The sequence below is a fragment of the Mycolicibacterium madagascariense genome, assembly GCF_010729665.1.
Lineage (GTDB): Bacteria > Actinomycetota > Actinomycetes > Mycobacteriales > Mycobacteriaceae > Mycobacterium > Mycobacterium madagascariense.
In genome coordinates this window covers 2515846-2537989 of sequence record NZ_AP022610.1, presented here as the reverse complement: position 1 = coordinate 2537989, position 22144 = coordinate 2515846, and the positions used below count along the sequence as shown (strand labels likewise).

Sequence of the window (22144 nt, the reverse complement as noted above, 5' to 3'; positions counted from 1 at the left end):
TGTCTGGAGGTGACATCGAGGTCGTACCCGTCATCATTCGTTGACGATCGTCATCCGATGGTGACGCCCGCCGGCGCGATGTCGCCCCCAGACACCCGGCGCCGGCCCGACGGCCACCAGTTCGCCTTGCCCATCAGCACGGCCAGCGCGGGCACGGTGATGGTGCGGACGATGAACGTGTCGAGCAACAGGCCGACGCCGATGATGAAGCCGCCCTGCACCATCGACCCGATGCTGCTGAACACCATGGCGAACATCGGGGCGGCGAAGATGAGACCCGCCGAGGTGATGACGCTGCCGGTCGTGCGCACCGTGCGGATGACGCCGGAGCGGATCCCGTGCGGCGACTCGTCCCGGATCCGCGAGATCAGCAGCATGTTGTAGTCGGCGCCGACGGCGACCAGGACGATGAACGCCATCCCCGGCGTGCTCGCGGTCATCGACTGACCGCCGATGACCTGCAGCACCAGCACCCCGATGCCGAGGGAGGACAGGCACGACAGGATGACCGTGCCCACCAGGTAGAGCGGCGCCACCACCGCCCGCAGCAGGAGCACCAGGATGGCGAACACCACGACGACCGTCATCACGACGATGAAGAGCAGATCGTGGTCGTAGTAGTCGCGCAGTTCGCTGTAGTAGGGCGTCATCCCCGACATCGAGACCGAGGCGTCGGCCAGCGACGTGTTGGCCTGCGCTCCCCGAGCCGTGGCGAGAATGGTCTTGACCTGATCCATGGCCTTGGTGTCGTACGGGTCGAGCGTCGACTGCACCAGGTAGCGCGCCGAGTGCCCGTCCTTCGACATGAAGACCCGCGCGAGATCCTTGAATTGGTCGTTGCCTAGGATCTCCGGGGAGATGTAGAAGCCCGACGCGCCGGGGTCGGACGCGTTGAGCTTCATCGCCAGCAGGAATGCCGACGCGTGCGACAGCCCCTCGCCGAGGGTCTTGGTCTGATCGTCGAGCGTCCGCACGCCATCGGCGATCTTGCGGCTGCCCTCGGCCAGCGCGGCGGCGCCCTGGTCCAGGGTGGCCAAGCTCTTCTGCAGGCCGCCTCCCGAGCCGCCCATGCCGAGCCCGCGCATCGACTTGACCGCGGCGTCCAGCGACGGCTGGACGCGATGCAGGGTGTCGACGAGCTTGCTCAGCCGGTCCTTCAGCGGGGCGCACGACGGGTCGGGGTCGCAGTTGGGATCGGCGTTCAGCCGGTCGAGCACGTCGTTGGCCAGACCGGCGGTGTCGGACAGGTTGCCGAGGCTCGACTGAGCGGGGTCGCCGTCGGCGCGCTGCGTGGCGAGCGCGGCCTCGATCTGTTGGAACGCCTCGGAGTCGGACAGCTGGTTGCGCACGTTGGCGATGGTCGCCCGCAGCCCGTCGAGCGTCGCGGTGGTCTTCGTCAGTTGGCCGCGCACCATGGCGAGGCTGTCGGCCAGCTTGTCGGCGCCGCCGGTCAGTGCCTTGCGCGCGTCGGTACTCGCCGCGATCTTGGACGACGCGTCGGCGAGCTTGTTGCCGATCTCGCCGGCCTGGTAGCTCAGCGTGGCCTGCTCCAGCGGGGTGCCGGTGGGCCGGGTGACGCCGCGCACCGATCCGATGTCCGGCAGCTGCGCGACCCGCTGTGCCATCTGCTCCAGATCCGACAGCGCCTTGGTGGTGCGCAGGTCGTGCGGGGACTGGATGAAGAGGTACTGCGGCGCGGTGAGACTGGCCGGGAAGTGCCGCTCGATCGCGGCCATGCCGACGTTGCTCTCGGCGGTCGGCGGCAGCGTGGTGCGCGCGTCGTAACTGGTGTGCAGCGCGAGCACGCACGCCGCCAACGGGACCAGCACGACGAGGCTGGCCACCAGGTGCAGGACCGGCCGCCGCACGATGTGGATGCCCGACCGACGCCAGAACCGGTTGGTGAGTTCACGTCTCGGCTTGGCCCAGCCGCGGCGTCCCCCGAGGACCAGGATCGCGGGCAGCAGCGTGATCGCGGCCAGGAACGCGACGGCGATCGACACCGCGAGCGCGGGACCGGTGGTGGAGAACACCTTCAGCGTCGTGAAGCCCATGCCGAGGAAGGTGACCGCCACGGTGGCCGCGGACGCGGCGATCACCTTGCCGATGGCCGTCATCGACCGGGCGACCGCCTCGTCGGAATCCAGGCCCTGGCGCAGGTATTCGTGATAGCGACTGATCAGGAACACGGCATAGTCGACACCGGCGCCGATCATCATCGCGCTCATGAAGACGAGGGTCTGCTGGGAGATGGCCAGCCCCAGCTGCGCCAGCGCGGCCACCACCTGCGTCGCCGCGGCCTGTGACACGCCGATGGTCACGAGCGGCAGCAGGATGGTGAAGACGTTGCGGTACACCACGAGCAGGATCAGCAGGACCATGACGATCGTCGCGGTCTCGATGACCCGCAGATCGCGCAGCCCGAGTTGCTCGCGTTCGGCGACCGTCGCGGTGAGGCCCGTCATGTGCATGTCGAGCGACGAGCCCGCGACGGTCTCGCGGACGATCCCCACGACCCGTTGATAGGCCTCGTTGGACTCCGTCGACCCCAGCTCGCCCGCGATGCCGACGGGCATGAACCAGGCGCGGTGATCCTTGCTCTGCATGACGTCGCGCAGCGGCGGCTGAGAGATGAAGTCCTGCACCATGACCACGTCGCGCCGGTCGCGTTCCAACCTGTCCGCCAGGGTGCGGTAGACGTCCTCGTCGGCCTTCGTCAACCCGCGCTCGTCGGTCAGCACGACCAGGGCGATGTTCTGGATGCCCGGCTCGTCGAAGGCCTTGGTCATCTGCCGGGTCGCGGCCATCACCGCCGAGTCGGCGGGCAGCAGTTCCTGATTGCGGTCGCTCGCCAACGTCATCAGCGGCGGCACGGCCACCGACAACACCGCCACCACTAGCAGCCAGGTCGCGATCACCCACCACGGCCGGCGGACGACGACGCGCGCCAACCGGTCGAACCCGCCGCCGACCCCGCTCACCCGGGCTCGCCATCGAGCAGTGCGTGCAGCCGCGACCCGTAGGACCGCAGGGCGGACTCGCTCAGCATCTCGTCGTGCGCGCAGTCGACGGGAATGACGGTGACCTCTCCCGTCGCATGGGGCCGCCAGCGGCCTTCGAGGTACCCGGCGCGGTCGGTGCCGTCGCGCTCGGCGGAGAACACGACGAGGTCACCACCGAAGACGCCCGCTTCGTGGTCGCGATACAGCCGAACGTTCGTGTCGTAGTTCTGCACGATGTGATCCAGGAGCCGATCGTATCGACTCCATTCCTCGAGTTGCCGGCGATCGACGGCGTGCCCGGCCAACGCGCTGAGGCTCGGCTCGGCGTCGAGCAGGATCACCCGTGGGACCGCGGCGCCGCGGCGCTCGAGTTCGACGGCCACCGCGTGCGCGACGACGCCGCCGAAGGACCAGCCGACGAGGTGGTAGGGCCCGTCGGGATGGTGCGCCTGGATGCGGTCGGCGTAGGTGGCCGCCATGTCCCGCAGCGAGCCGGGTTCGACCTCGCCGTCGCCGAGGCTCTGCTGGACGCCGACGATCGGGCCCGTCACGTGCGCGCCGAGCGCGAGGTACGGCCAGCTGAGCCCGCTCACCGCGGGCAGTCCGAACAGTGGTACGCCCGTACCGGTCCGCAGCACCTGCACCGGCGGGATGGCAGCGGCCGCGTCGTCGGCCCCCGACAGGCGCTCGCTCAACGCCTCGACGGTCGGGGCCTCGAAGACGGCGGCGACCGACACCTCGGCCGCGAGCTCGGCGTTGATCGCCGCGACGAGTCGCATCGCCGAGATGCTGTCGCCGCCGAGGTCGAAGAAGGACTCGTCGACGCCCACCCGCTCGACGCCGAGGACGCGACCGAAGACCCCGGCCAAGGCCTCCTCGACGGGGGTGCCGGGCGCGCGGTAGACACCCGTGCGGTACTCCGGGGCGGGCAGGGCCCGGGCGTCGAGCTTGCCGTTGACGGTCATGGGCAGCTCGGGCACGACCACCACCGCCGCGGGCACCAGGGCCGCGGGGAGCCGGTCGGCCAGCTCGGCACGCAGCGCCACCGGATCGACCGACCCCGTGACGTATCCGACCAGGCGGGCGTCACCCGGCCGATCCTCGCGCACCAGCACCGCGGACTGCCGCACCCCGTCGAGGCCGGCCAGTGCCGCCCTGACCTCGCCGAGCTCCACGCGGAAGCCACGGATCTTCACCTGCTCGTCGGCGCGGCCCAGGTACTGCAGCTGCCCGTCGGGCCGCCACCGCACCAGGTCGCCGGTCCGGTACATCCGCGTCCCGACGCCACCGAACGGGCACGCCACGAACCGTGCCGCCGTCAACGCCGACCGCCGCACGTACCCGAGGCTGGTGGCGGGGCCCGCGACGTACAGCTCGCCGACCGCACCCGGCGGCACCCGGCGCAGCCACGGGTCCAGGACGTACAGGGTGGCGCCGGGCACCGGGGCACCGATCGGGACGGGGCCGCCCGCACCGGCGCTCAGCGCCGCGGTGGTGGAGGCGTACACCGTCGTCTCGGTCGGGCCGTAGGCGTTGATCATCACCCGGTGCGGAGCCCACCGGTCCACCAGCTCGGGCGGGCAGGCCTCGCCACCCACCAGCAGCGTCACCGCCTCCAGGCCCTCCGGTGCGAGCAGTGCCGCCGCCGACGGCGTCTGGGTGAGGACGTCGACGCGTTCGGCGATCAGCAGGCGGTGGAGGTCCGCGGGCGAGGCCGTCACGGACTCCGGGACGACGACGAGGCGGCCGCCGTGCAGCAGCGCGCCCCAGAGCTCCCACACCGAGAAGTCGAAGGCGTAGGAGTGACACTGCGTCCATGCTCCGCCGACGGGGAGGCCGGGATGGGCCGAGCCGAACTGCGCGGCGACGTTGGCGTGCGTGACCGCCACGCCCTTCGGCACCCCCGTGGTGCCCGAGGTGTAGACGACGTAGGCGACGTCGCCGGGAGCGGGTGGGGGCAGCGGATCGGCGGGCCGGGCGGCGATGCCCGCGTCGTCCACGCCCAGCACCGGCACGCCGGACCCGGCGACGCGCGCGGCCAGGTCACCGGTCGAGAGTGCCGCGACCGGGGCGGTGTCGGCGAGCAGGAAGGCCACCCGATCGTCGGTCGACGCCGGATCGATGGGCAGATAGGCGGCCCCCGACTTGAGCACCGCCAGGATCGCGACGACGGCGTCCCGCGTCCGCGGGAACAGCACGGCCACGGTCTCCCCCGGGCCGGCGCCCAGCGAAACCAGCTGGCGCGCAAGCCGATTGGCGGCCTGGTCGAGCTCACGGTAGGTCGTCGACCGGCCCTCGAAGCGCACCGCGACCGCCGCGGGCGTCCGTTCCACCTGCGCGGCGAACAGCTCGGGGATCGAGGCGGGGGTCACGGTCGACGCCGCGCGCACTCCCACCTCGTCGAGACGACGGGCCTCGTCGACGGCGAGGAGATTCAGTGTTGACAACGGCCGGGTGGGCTCCTCGGTCATCGCGTCCAGCACCCGCTCGAACCGCGCCAGGAACGCGTCCACGTCGGCGGCGGGCAGAACCGCGGTGTCGTACTCGACGCGCAGGCGCAGGGTCCGACCGGGCGTCGCCTGCATCGTCAACGGATAGTGGTTCTGCTCGTGGGTGATGACGTCGGTGATCGCCAGCTCGCTGCCGCCGCCGGACGCTGCGGCGTCCACGGGGTAGTTCTCGAAGGCGAACAGCGTGTCGAAGAGCTTGTCCCGACCGGTGATTCGATGCATCTCCGACAGCGCGAGATGCTGGTGTTCGACCGTCGCCGCCCAAGCCCGCTGCAACCCGTCGAGGAGATCCGAGGCATTCGTCGTCGGAGCCAGGTTGGCCCGCACCGGCACCGTGTTGATCATCAGGCCGACCATGGCGTCGGCGCCGGCGACGTCGGTGGGCCGACCCGACACCACCGTGCCGAACACCACGTCGTGGTGTCCGGTCCACTGGGCCAGCAGCTGCGCGAAGGCACCCTGCAGGACGACGTTGACGGTGGTGTGGCGCACGCGGGCCAGGTCGCCGACCGCCCGGGTGATGGCCTCGGGGATCTCGCGGGACGTCACGCCGCGGGCGCCCGCCGCGAACCCCGCCGTCGAACCGACCAGCGTCGGGGTGTCGAACCCGGCGAGCACCTCGCCCCAGGCCGCCCGGGCAGCGTCCAGATCCCGCCCGGCCAGCCACTCGACGAACCTGCGGTAGGGCAGCGCCGCGGGCAGGCGCTGGCCGTGGTAGCCCGCGAAGATCTCGTGCAGCAGCACCGGAAGCGACCAACCGTCCATCACCACGTGGTGGTTGGTGAGCAGCATGTGGTGGCGGTCGGCGGCGGTGCGCACCACGGCGATGCGCAATGGCGGTGCGTCACCGAGCTCGCAGACCGCGGCCCGTTCGGCGGCCCGCAGATCGGCGAGGCGCTCCTCGACGTCGGCGTCGGCGCCGAGATCCCGGTACTGCCAACCGATGTCGGGGTCGGCCGGGATGATCTGGACCGGCTCGTCGAACTCCTCGCAGAAGCGCGCGGCCAGGTGGGGATGGCGGTGGGCGACGGCGCGCACCGCCTCCCGCAGGCGGTGCGGATCCAGCGGCCCGGTGAGCGTCAGGTCCAGCTGCACGGCGTAGGCGTCGGAGCCCGCCGCCGCGGTGCGGGCGTGAAACAGCAACCCCTGCTGCAGGGGCGTGGCCGGCAGGACGTCGGCGACGCGGTGCCGCCGGGCCAGGTCGTCGATCTGGTCCTGGGTCAGCCGCGCGGGCACCACGTCCGACGGCGTCAGCCCACCGCCGCCGGCGCGGACGTGGGCGGCGATGCCCGACAGCGCCTCGAACCACAGCGTGGCAAACCGGGTGACCGCCTCGCGGTCCAGCGCCGAGGGCGCCCACGTCCACGTGGCGTGCAGTGCTGGGCCGGCCTCGGTGTCCAGGGTGCCCGCGTTGAGTTCGACGGTGTGCACGAGCGGCATCGCGATCGCCGTGGCCGCGGCCGCGAACGACGCACCATCGCTGGCGATCTGCCACAGGTCGTCGGACACCTCGGCGCCACCGCCGAGCCTGCCGAGGTAGTTGAAGCCGATCGACGGGTCCGGCGTCTCGAGGTCGACGTCGGGGTGCGCATACCGCAGCAGACCGTGGGTGAGGCCGTCGGGCAGTGCCCGCAGCTGTTCCTTGGCGCGCTTGATCACCGCTCCCAGGGCGGCGTCCCCGGCGACGACGTGCGCCCAGCTCAGGCCGCCCAGCTCCAGGGAGACCGGGTACGCGGCGGTGAACCACCCGACGGTGCGGGACAGGTCGACGTCGCGGCGCAACTCCTCGTGCCGACCGTGGCCTTCGACGTCGATGGCGATTGGCGCGGCCGCGTTCCCCACGAATTCGGCTGCCGCCAAGGCGAATCCGATCAGCAGGACGTCGTTGATGCCGGCGTGGAACGCCGCGGGCGCCTCGCGCAGCAGCGCCTGCACCACCTCGGCGTCCTCGAGGGCGATCGACAGTCGCCCGGCGGTGGCGAAGGTGTCGACCGCCGGCTGCACCGGGGGAAGGTTCACCAGGGCCGCCGGGGTCGCCGCGACGCGTCGCCACGCGTCGGCCGCGGCCAGGACGTCGGCCGAGTCCGCGTGCGCCGCCAGGAGTTCGGCCCACCTGGCGAACGACGTTCCGCCCGCGGGCAGCGCGATGGGCTGCCCAGCCCGGTGCTGGGCCCAGGCGACGTTGAGGTCCTCCAACAGGATTCGCCACGACACCCCATCGACGGCGAGGTGGTGGATCATCAGCGCCAGCTGCCGCGTCCGGTTCGCCCACACCGCGCTGAGGACGACCCCGGCCGTCGGATCCAACCGCGACCGCGCCGCCATCACACTCTGTTCGGACAGGTCGTCGGCGACGAGCAGGCAGTCGCGCGCGGCGACCGAGCCGACCTCGGTCGTCCGCATCGACCAGTCGTCCTCGACCCGCAACCGCAGCATGGGGTGGCGGTCCAGCACGGCCTGCAGGACGACCGCAACGTCGTCGTGCACCACCCCGGCCGGGGCCTGCACCACGACGGTTTGGTTGAACTGAGCTACGTCGCCACCGGCGTCGCGAATCTCCCCGAGCCACTTCATGATCGGGGTGGGGATCACGGGTCCGACCCCGTCGTCGGCGTCGTCGGACGGGCCGCCGACCTCACCGGCCACCAGGGCGAGCCGGGCCACGGTCTGTTCGACGAACAGGTCGCGCGGTCGGCACGTCAGCCCGGCTGCCCGGGCCCTGGCCACCACCTGCATCGACATGATGCTGTCGCCGCCCAGTTCGAAGAACGAGTCGTCGACGCCCACGCGCGGCAGACCGAGCACCTCGGCGTAGATGCCCGCCAGGATCTCCTCGGCGGGCGTGCCGGGCGCGCGGTAGGCGTCGACGTCGCCGTACACCGGTGCGGGCAGCGCCCGCCTGTCGAGCTTGCCGTTGGGGGTCAGCGGGAGCGCGGGCATGACCACCACGGCGGCGGGCACCATGTAGCCGGGCAACCGGGTGCCGAGCGCGGTGCGCGCGGCGGCCGGGTCGACGTCGCCGGTCACGTAACCGACGAGGCGCGTGTCGCCGGGGCGGTCCTCCCGCGCGAGCACCGCCGCCTGCGTGACCCCGTCCACACCGGCCAGCGCCGCCTGCACGTCGCCGAGTTCGATGCGGTAGCCGCGGATCTTGACCTGCTCGTCGGCGCGGCCCAGGTACTGCAGCTGCCCGTCGGCGCGCAGTCGCACCAGATCGCCCGTCCGGTACATCCGCGTGCCCGGCGCGCCGAAGGGGCACGCCACGAACCGCGAGGCCGTGAGCCCACCGCGGCGGACGTATCCGGCCGCGACGCCACCGCCCGCGACGTACAGCTCGCCGACGACGCCGATGGGGACGGGGCGCAGCGCGTCGTCGAGCACGAAGGTCGCCGCGCCGGGCACCGGGGTTCCGATGGGCACCGCGGCCGCCCCCGACGACAGCGGCGCGCTGACCGTCGCGTAGATGGTGGCCTCGGTCGGACCGTAGGCGTTGACCATGACGTGGGTGGGCGCCCACCTGTCCACCAGCTCCGACGGGCAGGCCTCGCCCGCCACGACCAGCGTCGTCACCGCCAGACCGTGCGGCTCCAACATCATTGCGGCCGAGGGAGTTTGGGTGAGTACAGTGACGTCCTCGTCACGCAGCAGCGCGTGCAGGTCCTGCGGCGACCGCGCCGTCGACTCGGGCACCACGACGAGGCGACCGCCATGCAGCAGCGCCCCGAAGATCTCCCACACCGAGACGTCGAACGCCAGTGAGTGCCACTGACTCCACACGCCGCCGCGCGGCAACCCGACGTCCGACGTCAGCAGCTGGGCGGCGTTGCGGTGCGTCACCGCCACACCCTTGGGCTGGCCCGTGGTGCCCGAGGTGTAGATGAGGTAGGCGACGTCGCCGGGGTCTGGCTCCGAAAGTGTTGTGCCGTACTCGCTTTCGTGCTCGACGTGCACGTCGAGGACCTCGACCCCGAGACCGTTCAGCCGACCGACCCAGTCGCCCGCCGAAACCACCACGGCCGGCTCGGCGTCGGCGAGCATGAACTCCACCCGCGCCACCGGCAGCGACGGATCGATCGGCACGTACGCCGCGCCGGTCTTGAGCACCGCCAGAATCGTCGTGATGGCCTCCGCCGACCGCGACAGCACCAGCGCCACCGTGCGACCCCGGCCCGCACCGCGCGCGGCCAACACCCGCGCCCACCGCTCCGAGGCCTCGTCGAGCTCGGCGTAGGACCACGACCGCGCCTCCCACCGCAGCGCCACCGCATCGGGCGTGCGCGCCACATGTGCTGCGAACAGCGCTGTCAACGAACGGCTTTCGACGCTTTCGCCCAGGAGTGCCGCCCGGTTGCCCGCCACGTCCAACCGAGCCCGCTCGGCATCGTCGAGCAGATCCACCGCCGACACCCGCAGCGCCGGGTCCGCCGTCACCGCACTCAGCATCCGGTGCAGCCTGGTGACGAACGCCTCGACGGTCGCCGCGTCGAACACGTCGGTGCGGAACTCCACCTCGCCGCCGATGCCGGCGGGCGCGCCGGTCCCGGTCCATCGCTGCGCCAGCGACAGTGTCAGGTCCATGCGGGCGGACTGGGAGCCGAGCGGAACCGACGTGGCCTCCAGACCCTTGAGTCCGGAGCCGGCGGCGGGGTCGCTGAGCCCGGCGAAGTTCTGCCACGCCAGCATGACCTGCACCAGCGGGTGGTGGGCCAGACTGCGCGTGGGGTTGAGCCGTTCGACGAGCACCTCGAACGGCACGTCCTGGTTCTCGAAGGCCGCCAGGCTGCGCGCCCGCACCTGCTCCAGCAGGTCGGCGAAGGTGGGATCGTCGGACACGTCGGCCCGCAGCACCAGGGTGTTGACGAAGAAGCCCACCAGATCGTCGAGCGCGGGATCGCGGCGTCCGGCGATCGGAAAGCCCACGGCGACATCGGAACTCGCCGTCATCCTGCCGAGCAGGGCCACCAGCGCGGCCTGCACGACCATGAAGTCGGTGGCGTGGTGCGCGCTCGCGAGCCGGGCGACCCGCTGCTGCAGCTCGGCCGGCCAGTCGACGGTCACGGTGGCGCCCGCCATGTCGGCGATCAGCGGGTAGGGCCGGTCGGTGGGGAGGTCGAGACGCTCCGGCAGATCCGCCAATTCCCGTTCCCAGTAGGCGAGCTGGGTGGCGACCCGACTGTGCTCGTCGTCCAGACGGCCGAATTCAGCGTGCTGCCACAGGGTGTAGTCGACGTACTGCACCGGCAGCGGCGCCCAGTCGGGGGCCTGACCCGCGCACCGGCTGGCGTACGCCGCGCCGAGATCGGCCACCAGCGGCCGCAGCGACCAGCCGTCGGCGGCGACGTGGTGCACGACGGCCAGCAGCACGTGCTCGTCCTCGGCGACGCGGAACACGCACGCGCGCAACGGAATGTCGGTGGCGAGATCGAACGTGTCGCCCGCCGCGGCCGTCAGGGCGGCCTGCAGGCGGTCCTGCGACCACCCGGCCGCCTCGACGACGGCCCATTCGAAGGTCGCGTCCTCAGCCGCCACGACCACCTGCTCGGGGGTGCCGTCCGGGGCGGCGAACACGGTGCGCAGCGCCTCGTGCCGGGCCACGACGTCGGTGAACGATGCGTGCAGCGCCGCGACGTTCAGCTCGCCCGTCAACCGCAGCGCGGCCGCCATGTTGTAGACCGCCGACGGGCCCTGCAGCTGCTCGACGAACCACAGCCGATGCTGGGCGAAGGACAGCGGGATCCGCTCGGGCCGCGGCATCGGGGCCAGCGGCGCCACCGCACCCTCGGCCCGCGCGATGCGGGGCGCCAACTGCGCCACGGTCGGCGCCTCGAAGATCGTCCGCACCGAGACGTCCACGCCCAGTTCGGCATTGATCGCCGCGACCACCCGCATCGTCGACAGCGAATCCCCACCCAGATCGAAGAACGAATCGTCCACCCCGACCCGGTCCACGCCGAGCACCCGGGCGTACACGCCGACCAGGATCTCCTCGGTGGGGCTGGCCGGGGCGCGATAGACCCCCGCCGCGTAGTCGGGGGCGGGCAGGGCGCGGGTGTCGAGCTTGCCGTTCACCGTCACCGGCAGGGCGTCGACGACGAGTACGGCTGCGGGCACCAGATAGGCGGGCAGCCGCTCGGCCAGCGTTGCGCGGGCCGCCGCGGGGTCGACCGATCCGGTGACGTAGCCGACCAGCCGCTTCGCCCCCGGGGTGTCCTCGCGGGCCAGCACCGCCGCCTGCTCGACGCCGTCGAGGGCCGCCAACGCCGACCGCACCTCCCCCAACTCGATGCGGAAACCCCGGATCTTCACCTGCTCGTCAGCGCGGCCCAGGTAGTCCAGCTGACCGTCCGAGCGCCACCGCACCAGATCTCCGGTGCGATACATCCGCTCACCCGGCGCCCCGAACGGGCATGCCAGGAACCGCGACGCCGTCAGCGCCGAGCGGTTGAGGTAGCCGACTCCGACACCGCGACCCGCGAGGTACAGCTCGCCGACGACTCCGGGGCCGACGGGCCGCAGCCACTCGTCGAGGACGAAGAACGCCGCCCCCGCCGTCGGCGACCCAATCGGCGGTGACCCCGACCCCGCCACCAACGGCGCACTGCGGCACAGCCACATCGTCGTCTCCGTCGGGCCATACACGTTGACCATCACCCGACCCGGCGCCCAACGATCCACCAACTCCGGCGGACACGGCTCAGCCCCGATCACCAACGCCGCCGACCCCAACCCCTCGATCGGCAATACAGCTGCCGCCGAGGGCGTTTGGGTCAACACCGTCACACCCTCGGCCGTCAACAGCGCGTGGAAGTCCGCCGCCGACCGCGCCACCTCGTCGGGCACCACCACCAACCGCCCACCGTGCAGCAACGCCCCCCAGATCTCCCACACCGAGAAGTCGAACGAATAGGAATGAAACTGCGTCCACACCTGATCCGGACCCAACGCGAACCCCAGATCCAACCCGGCGAACAACTGCGCCACGTTGGATTGCGACACCGCCACACCCTTCGGCACACCCGTCGTCCCCGAGGTATAGATCACGTGCGCCACATCATCGGGATCCGGCAACGGCAACGCCGCCACCGACGCCGCGGCCACCACCGGATCGGCCACGTCCACCACAGGCATGTCGAAACTCGAGAACCGGTCCACCAGATCGGCCGTCGTCACCGCCACCACCGGCGCGGTGTCACCCACCATGAACTCCACCCGCGCCCCGGGCAACGCCGGATCGATCGGCAAATACGCCGCCCCCGACTTCAACACCGCCACAATCGCCACGACCGCCTCCGCCGAGCGCGCGAACATCAACGCCACCGCCCGACCCGGACCCGCCCCACGCTCCACCAACACCCGGGCCAGCCGGTTCGACGCCTCGTCGAGCTCCCGATACGTCAACGACCGACCCGCACACGTCAACGCCACCGCATCACCACGCGCCGCCACCTGCCCGGCGAACAACCCCACCACCGACGTCTTCGCCACCGGCCGGTCCAGCACCGCCCGGTTGCCCCACCGATCGAGTTCGGCACGCTCGTCGTCGTCGAGCAAGTCCAGGGTCGACAACCGACGGTGCGGATCGGACGTCATCGCCACCAGCAGTCGCTGGAAGCGGTCGACCAGCCGGGCCGCCTCGGCGGGCCTGAACACGTCGGTGTCGCATTCGACGCGCAGCGTCGTCTCGCGCCCGGGCAGCGCCTGCATGGCCAGCGGATAGTGGGTGGATTCCCGGGCCGCGACGTCGGTGATGGCCAGCTCGCCGTCGGTGGTCAGCGCACCGGGGTCGACCGGGTAGTTCTCGTAGGCGAAGAGGGTGTCGAACAGCTGGCCGTGCCCGGTGACGCGGTGGATCTCGGTGAGCGAGGTGTGCTGGTGGTCGAGCGTGTCGGTGTAGGCGGCCTGCAGTTGGGCGAGCAGGTCGGTGGTCGTGGTGGTCGCGGTGAGGGTCGCTCGCACCGGGACGGTGTTGATGAACAGGCCGACCATCGACTCCACGCCGGCGACCTCGGCGGGCCGGCCCGACACCGTGGTGCCGAAGGCGACGTCGTGCTGGCCGGTCAGCCAGCACAGCAGACGGGCGAACGCCGCCTGCAGCACGGTGTTCACCGTGGTGTGCCGTGCACGCGCCAGTTCACTTGCGGCCAGGGCGATCTCGTTCGGCAGCGTGAACGTCTCGACGTGTCGCCCACCGCGTGCCAGCCGATCGACGGGGCCGACGAGCGTGGGCGTCTCGAAGCCGTCGAACAGCGCGCCCCAGGCCGCCCTGGCGGCGTCGCGGTCGCGACCTGCGAGCCACGTGACGAACGTGCGGTAGGGCGTCGTCGCCGGGAGCCGGTGGCCCTGGTAGCCGGCAAAGGTCTCGCCGAGCAGGATCGGCATGGACCAGCCGTCGAGCACGATGTGGTGATTGGTCAGCACGAACCGGTGGCGCTCGTGGCCGACGCGAATCAGCGCGGCCCGGAACGCCTGCCCGCGGGTCAGGTCGGACACGGCCGCCCGCTCGTCGGCGAGCAGGCGGTCGATCTCGGCCTCGTCGGCCACGTCGACGTACTGCCAGCACGAGTGGGGATCGGCCGGGATGAGCGCAACGGGTTCCCCGAAGCGCTGATGGAAGCGGGCCGCCACGTTGGGATGCCGTGCGAGCACGGCGTGCAGCGCGTCGCGGAGACGGTCGGCCTCGAGCGGGCCGGTCACGTCGACGACGAGCTGGGCGGCGTACGGATCCTCCTCGCCCGCAACGGCATTGGCGTGGAACAGCAGACCCTGCTGCACGGGGGTCAGCGGGAGCACGTCGGCGATCGGGTGCAGCGCCTCCAGTTCGTCGAGCTGCTGCTGGCTCAGCCGCGCGGGCGCGACGTCCGATGGCGTCAGCCCTCCCCCGCCGTCGCGCACGTGGGCACAGAGCCCGGCGAGCGCGTCGAACCACGCCCGACCGAGCCGGCCGACCCGATCCTCGTCGAGCACCGATCGCGCCCACGTCCAATGGGCGTGCAGCCGTGGACCGTCCGCGGTGTCGACGACCGAGGCCGTCAGCTCCAGGGTGTGCATCAGCGGCATGGGAATGGCCGTGACCGCACGCGTCGCCGACCAGTCGTCGCCGAGTCGCCACAGCTCGTCGGACAGCGTTGCCGTGCCGCCCTGGCGGCCCAGGTAGTTGACGCCGATCGGCGGGTCCGGCGCGTCGAGGTCGACGTCGGCGTTCAGGTAGCGCAGCAGCCCGTAGGTCAGCGGATCGGGTAGCGCCCGCAGCCGTTCCTTGGCAACCTTGAACGCCGCGCCCAGCGCCGCGTCGCCGGCGATGACCTGCGCCCAGGACACCCCACCCAGGGTCAGCGGCACCGGGTGCTTGCTGGTGAACCAGCCGACCGTGCGGGACAGGTCGAGTCCGTCGTCGCCGAGCTCTTCGTACCTGCCGTGACCCTCGACGTCGACGACGATTGCGTCGGTGATGTCGTCGGTGTCATGACCCACCAATTCCCGTGCGGCCAGACCGAATCCGAACAGCAGGACGTCCTGCACCCCGGCGTGGAAGGCCGCGGGTACCGCGCCGAGGAGCAGGTCGGTGGTCTCGACGTCCAGTTCCATCGTGAGGTGACCGGCGGTGGCGAAGGTGTCGGCGTCGGGCTCGATCGCCGGCAGCGCGGCGGGCGTCTGCGCGATCCGAGCCCAAGCCTGCGCCGTGGCCACCACGTCCGGGTGTTGCGCCCGGTGGGTGAGCGCGTGCGCCCAGCGCTGGAACGACGTCCCGCCCTCGGGCAGCGCAATGGGTTGGCCGGCGCGGTGTTGAGCCCACGCAATGTTCAGGTCCTCCAGCAAGATCCGCCACGACACCGCGTCGACCGCGAGGTGGTGCACGATCACGACCAGCTGTCGCGCGCCGCGCACCCACAGCGCGCTGAGCATCGCACCGGCGGCGGGGTCCAACCTCGACCGCGCCGCCACCACGGCCTCGTCGGACAGGACGTCGACGACGTGCAGGCGGTCGCGAGCGTCGACGGTCCCCGCCTCGGGCACGACCAGAGTCCAACCCGCCGCATCGTCGGGCGTGGCACGCATCCGCAGCGTCGCGTGCCGGTCGAGCAGCACCTGCAGCATCGCCGCCGCGTCGGCGTCGTCGACGCCGGCCGGGGCCTGAACGAGCACGGTCTGGTTGAACTCGGCCACGGGTCCGTCGACCTCGGCCAGCCAGCGCGCGATCGGGGTGACCGGCACCGGTCCGATGCCGGGATCGGCCGTGGCCGTGGCGCCGTCGGCGAACTGCGCCACCCGGGCCAGCCGCGCGACGGTCTGCTCGACGAACAGGTCACGCGTGCGGCACGTCAGTCCGGCTGCCCTGGCGCGCGTCACCACCTGCATCGACGAGATGCTGTCGCCGCCGAGGTCGAAGAACGAGTCGTCCACCCCGACGCGCTCCACGCCGAGGACGTCGGCGAAGATGCCGGCCAGGATCTCCTCGGCGGGCGTGCCGGGGGCGCGGTAGTCGTCGGCGGCGTACTCGGGGGCGGGCAGCGCGCGCACGTCGAGCTTGCCGTTGGCCGTCAGCGGCAGCTCCGGCACCGACACCACGGCGGCCGGAATCATGTACGCGGGCAACAGCTCTGCCAGCTCCGCCCGGACCGCGCGTGGATCGGCAGTGCCGGTCAGGTACGCGACGAGGCGCGTGTCGCCGGGGCGGTCCTCGCGCGCGAGGACCGCGGCCTGAGCGACACCGCCCAACCCGGCCAGCGCCGCCCGCACGTCGCCGAGCTCGATGCGGTAGCCGCGGATCTTGACCTGCTCGTCGGCGCGGCCCAGATAGTCCAGCTGCCCGTCGGCGCGCCAGCGCACCAGATCCCCCGTGCGGTACATGCGGGCGCCCGGCCCGCCGAACGGGCACGCCACGAAGCGCGACGCCGTCAGCCCACCGCGGCGGACGTACCCCGACGCCACCCCCGCACCCGCCACGTACAGTTCGCCGATCACGCCGACGGGCACCGGGCGCAGCCGGTCGTCGAGCACGAACGCCGCCGCTCCCGGCACGGGCGACCCGATCGGCACCACCCCGGGCGCCGGGGTCAGCGGTGCGCTGATGGCCGCGTACACCGTGGCCTCGGTCGGACCGTAGGCGTTGATCATCACGCGCCCGGGCGCCCAGCGCCGCACCAGCTCACCCGTGCAGGCCTCCCCGGCGACGATCAGCGTGACGCCGTCCAGCCCGTCGGGTGAGAGCGCCCCGGCCGCCGACGGCGTCTGGCTCAACACCGTGACGCCCTCGGCGACGAGCAGCGCATGGAGGTCCTGCGGTGACCGCGCCACCGACTCGGGCACCACGACCAGGCGACCGCCATGCAGCAGCGCCCCGAAGATCTCCCACACCGAGACGTCGAACGCCAGCGAATGCCACTGACTCCACACGCCCGCGTGCGGCAGTCCCGAGTCCGACGTCAACAGCTGGGTGGCGTTGCGATGGGTCACCGCCACGCCCTTGGGCTGGCCCGTGGTGCCCGAGGTGTAGATGAGGTAGGCGACGTCGTCGGGATCCGGCTCCGAAAGCGTTGTCTCGTCATGGCTTTCGTGGTCGTCGTGCACGTCGAGGACCTCGACTCCGAGACCCTCCAGCCGACCGACCCAGTCGCCGGCCGTCACCACCGCCACCGGCTCGGCGTCGGCGAGCATGAACTCCACCCGCGCCGCCGGCAGCGACGGATCGATCGGCACGTACGCCGCGCCGGTCTTGAGCACCGCCAGAATCGTCGTGATCGCCTCCGCCGACCGCGACAGCAACAGCGCCACCGTGCGACCCTGGCCCGCACCGCGCGCGGCGAGCACCCGCGCCCACCGCTCCGAGGCGTCGTCGAGTTCGGCGTAGGTCCACGACCGCGCCTCCCACCGCAGCGCCACCGCATCGGGCGTGCGCGCCACCTTTGCGGCGAACAGCGCTGTCAGCGAACGACTTTCGACGCTTTCGCCCAGGAGTGCCGCCCGGTTCCCCACCACGTCCAACCGCGCCCGCTCGGCATCGTCGAGCAGATCCACCGCCGACACCCGCAGCGCCGGGTCCGCCGTCACCGCATTCAACACCCGGTACAGCCGGGCGACGAACGTCTCGACGGTCGCCGCGTCGTAGAGGTCGGTGCGGTATTCGACGGTGCCGCCGATGCCCGCCGGGTGGCCGTCGGCGGACCACCGCTCCCCCAGGGAGATGACGAGGTCCATGCGGGCGGTCTTGGTGTCCACCGGAATCGGGGTGACGTGCAGGTCGCCGAGGGCCAGCCCGGCGACGGGGGCGTTGCCCTGACCCGGCAGGTTCTGCCAGGCCAGCATGACCTGCACCAGCGGATGGTGGGCCAGACTGCGGGCGGGGTTGAGCCGCTCCACCAGCACCTCGAAGGACACGTCCTGGTTCTCGAAGGCCTCCAGCGCGCGGCCCTGCACCTGCGCCAGCAGGTCGGCGAAGGTGGGATCGCCGGACACGTCGGCACGCAGCACCAGGGTGTTGACGAAGAAGCCCACCAGATCGTCGAGCGCAGCGTCGCGGCGCCCGGCGATCGGAAAGCCCACGGCGACATCGGATGTCGCGGCCAGCGTCGACAGCAGTGCGGCCAGCGCGGCCTGCACGACCATGAAGCTGGTGGCGCCGTGCTCGCGGGCGGTCTGCGCGATGCGCCGCTGCACCTCGGCGGGCCACTCGACGGTGACCGTGGCCCCGTGCTGGTCGGCGATCAGCGGATGGGGCCGGTCGGTCGGCAGGTGCAGGCGTTCGGGCAGCCCGGTCAGCGTCCGTTCCCAGTACGCCACCTGCGCTGCCAGCGGGCTGTCGCCGTCGGCGGCGTCACCGAACTGGGCGCGCTGCCACAGCGCGTAGTCGACGTACTGCACCGGCAGCGGGGCCCAGTCCGGGGCCCGGCCCGCGAAACGCGCCGCGTACGCCACGCTCAGATCGCGGGCCAGCGGGGTGATCGACCAGCCGTCGGCGGCGATGTGGTGCACCGCGGCCACCAGTACGTGTTCGTCGGTCCCGACCACGAAGAGGACTGCGCGCAAGGGTATTTGGGTCGAGACGTCGAAGGCGTGGGCCGCCGCGGCGGCGATGGCCTCGTCGCGGCGGGCAGCGGGCCAGGAGGTGGCGTCGACGACCTGCCAGCCGAGGTCGGCCCGCTCGGCGGGGAGCACGACCTGCTGCGGTACGCCGGCCGTCGCGACGAACAGCGTGCGCAGGCTCTCGTGCCGGGTGATCACGTCGGTGAGCGCGTCCCGCAGCGCGTCCACGTCGAGGCGGCCGGACAGGCGCAGCGCCGTGGCCAGGTTGTAGACCGCCGACGGGCCCTGCAGCTGTTCGAGGAACCACAGCCGCTGCTGGGCGAAGGACAGTGGGACGACCTCGGGCCGCACGCCCGCCACGAGCGGCGCCAACCGGTCGGTGCCCTCGCCGATCCGCGGGGCGAGTTCGGCGATCGTCGGCGCCTCGAACAGCGCGCGCACCCCGAGGTCGGCCCGCAGGCCGGTGTTGACGGCGGCGATCAGGCGCATGGCCGTGATGCTGTCGCCGCCGAGGTCGAAGAACGAGTCGTCGATGCCGACGCGATCGTGACCGAGCAGCTCCGCGTAGATGCCTGCCAGGACGTCCTCGACGGGCGTGCGGGGCGCCCGGTAGGCGCCGACGACGTACTCCGGGGCGGGCAGCGCGCGGGTGTCGAGCTTGCCATTGACGGTCAGCGGCAAGGCGTCGATGCCGACGACCGCGGCGGGCACCATGTAGGCGGGCAGCCGGGTGGCCACCGCGGCGCGCACGTCGCGGGGGTCGGCGGTGCCGGTGACGTAGCCGACGAGGCGCGTGTCGCCGGGACGGTCCTCGCGGGCGATCACCACGGCCTGCTCGACGCCGGCCACCGCACCGAGAGCGGCCTGCACGTCGCCGAGTTCGATGCGGTAGCCACGGATCTTGACCTGCTCGTCGGCGCGGCCGAGATAGCGCAGCTGACCGTCGGCGCCCCAGCACACCAGATCGCCCGTGCGGTACATCCGCTGACCGGGCGCGCCGAAGGGGCAGGCAACGAATCGCGTGGCGCTCAACTCTTTTCGGCCCAGGTAGCCGACTCCCAGCCCGGCGCCGGCGACGTAGAGCTCTCCGATCACGCCCGGCGCCACCGGACGCAGCCACGCGTCGAGGACGAACAGCGCCGCGCCGTCGACCGGCGATCCGATCGGGACCGCGCCCGAACCCGCCGCCAGCGGTGCGCTGACCGCCACGCACATGGTGGTCTCGGTGGGGCCGTAGGCGTTGATCATCACCCGGGAGGCGGCCGCCCACCGGTCGACGACCTCCGGCGGGCACGCCTCACCCACGACGACGAGCGCCGTGTCCGACATTCCCTCCGGCGCCAGCGCGGCGACCGCGGAAGGCGTTTGGGTCAGCACGGTGACGCCCTCGGCCACCAGCGTCGCGTGCAGCTCGGCCGCCGACCTGGTCACCGCGTCGGCGATCACGACGACGCGGCCGCCGCGCAGCAGCGCCCCGAAGATCTCCCACACCGACACGTCGAAGGCCAGCGAGTGCGCGTGGCTCCACACCCCGGCGGGCGGCAGGTCCGACCGCAGCGATCCGAGCAGCTGCGTCACGTTGGCGTGGGTCAGCCCGACGCCCTTGGGCACGCCCGTGGTGCCCGAGGTGTAGATGACGTAGGCCAGGTCGTCGGGCTGCGCCTCGGACACCGCGGTGCCGGGATGGGTGGCGATGCCGGGGTCGTCGACGTCGAGCACCACCCCGCCGAAACCGGCGAAGCGGCCAGCGAATTCGTCGGTGGTGACGACCGCCACCGGGTCGGCATCGGCGAGGACGAACGCGACGCGCTCCGGCGGCAGCGCCGGGTCGATCGGCAGGTAGGCGGCCCCGGTCTTGAGCACCGCCAGCATTGCGGCGATCGCTTCGGCGGACCGCGGCAGCATCAGCGCCACGCACCGGCCCGGGCCGACACCGTCGTCGATCAGCATGTGCGCCAAGCGATTCGACGCGTCGTCGAGTTCGGCGTACGTCACGGTCGGTCCGTCGCCGCTGACCGCCACGGCCTGCGGCGCCGCGGCGACGTGGACGGCGAAGGCCTCGGGGATCGAGACGTGGCTCCGCGGCGCGCCGAGCACCGCCCGGTTGCCGACGCCGTCGAGACGGGTCCGTTCGGCATCGGACAGCAGATCGATCGACGCCAGCGTCCGCGTCGGATCGGCCGTCATCGCGACGAGCACGCGCTCGAACCGTCGCACCAGTCCCTCGATGGTCGACCGGTCGAACACGTCGGTGCGGTACTCCACGATGCCGGTGATGCCCGCCGCGGTCCCGTCCTCGCCCCAGCGCTCCGACAGTGAGAACGCGACATCCATTCTGGCGACGTCGGTGTCGACCGGCAGCGGGGTGACCTCGAGGTCGTCGAGGGCCAGTGAGCCCGCCCCGGCAGCGTGCTGCCACGGCAGGTTCTGCCAGCCCAGCATCACCTGCACCAGCGGGTGGTGGGTCAGGCTGCGGCTGGGGTTGAGCCGCTCGACCAGCGCCTCGAACGGCACGTCCTGGTTCTCGAAGGCCGCCAGGCTGCGGGCCCGCACCTGGCCCAGCAGGTCCGCGACCGAGGGGTTGCCGTCGAGGTCGACGCGCAGGACCAGGGTGTTGACGAAGAAGCCCACCAGATCGTCCAGTGCGCTATCACGGCGTCCGGCGATCGGAAATCCCACGGCGACATCGGAACTCGCGGTGAGGCCGGACAGCAGCACCGCGAGGGCGGTCTGGAGCACCATGAAGCTGGTGGCGTCGTGGTCGCGCGCCACCCGGGCCACCCGCTGCTGCAGCTCCGCGGGCCAGGTCACCTCGACCGTGGCGCCGCGCTGATCGGCCACCGAGGGGTAGGGCCGGTCGGTCGGCAGCTCGAGACGTTCGGGCAGGTCCGCCAGCGCGCGTTCCCAGTACGCGAGCTGGGTGGCGATGGGACTGTCACCGTCGTCGAGGTCACCGAGCTGCGCGCGCTGCCACAGCGTGTAGTCGACGTACTGCACCGGCAGTGGCGCCCAGTCGGGGGCCCGACCGGCGCACCGGCTGGCATATGCCGCGCCGAGATCGGCCACCAGCGGCCGCAGCGACCAGCCGTCGGCGGCGACGTGGTGCACGACGGCGACCAGCAGGTGCTCGTCGTCAGCCACGCGAAACACGCTCGCCCGCAACGGAATGTCGGTGGCGATGTCGAAGGCGTGCTGCGCCGTCGCCCGGGCGGCCTCGGCGAGTCGGGCCTCGCTCCACCCGTCGGCAGCCACCACGTCCCAGGCGATCTCGGCGTCCTCGGCTGCCACGACCACCTGCTCGGGCGTGCCGTCCGGGGCGGCGAACACGGTGCGCAGCGCCTCGTGCCGGGCCACGACGTCGGTCAGCGCGGCGCGCAGCGCGGCCACGTCCAACGGCCCGGTGAGCCGCAGCGCCACCGGCATGTTGTAGACCGCCGACGGGCCCTGCAGCTGCTCGACGAACCACAGCCGATGCTGGGCGAAGGACAGCGGGATCCGCTCGGGCCGCGGCATCGGGGCCAGCGGCGCCACCGCACCCTCGGCCCGACCGATGCGCGGCGCCAACTGCGCCACGGTCGGCGCCTCGAAGATCGTCCGCACCGAGACGTCCAC

Annotated in this window: 2 protein-coding genes; both read right to left on the bottom strand. The window is 72.2% G+C overall.

Annotation, left to right across the window (positions count from 1 at the left end):
* Positions 1-50: 50 nt before the first annotated feature.
* Positions 51-2981 (bottom strand): MMPL/RND family transporter, encoded by a 2931-nt coding sequence (locus tag G6N60_RS11995; RefSeq protein WP_163737063.1) that lies wholly within the window; start codon positions 2979-2981, stop codon positions 51-53.
* Positions 2978-22144 (bottom strand): non-ribosomal peptide synthetase, encoded by a 19167-nt coding sequence (locus tag G6N60_RS28900; protein WP_456093997.1) that lies wholly within the window; start codon positions 22142-22144, stop codon positions 2978-2980. Before G6N60_RS28900 ends, G6N60_RS11995 begins: the two co-directional genes overlap by 4 nt.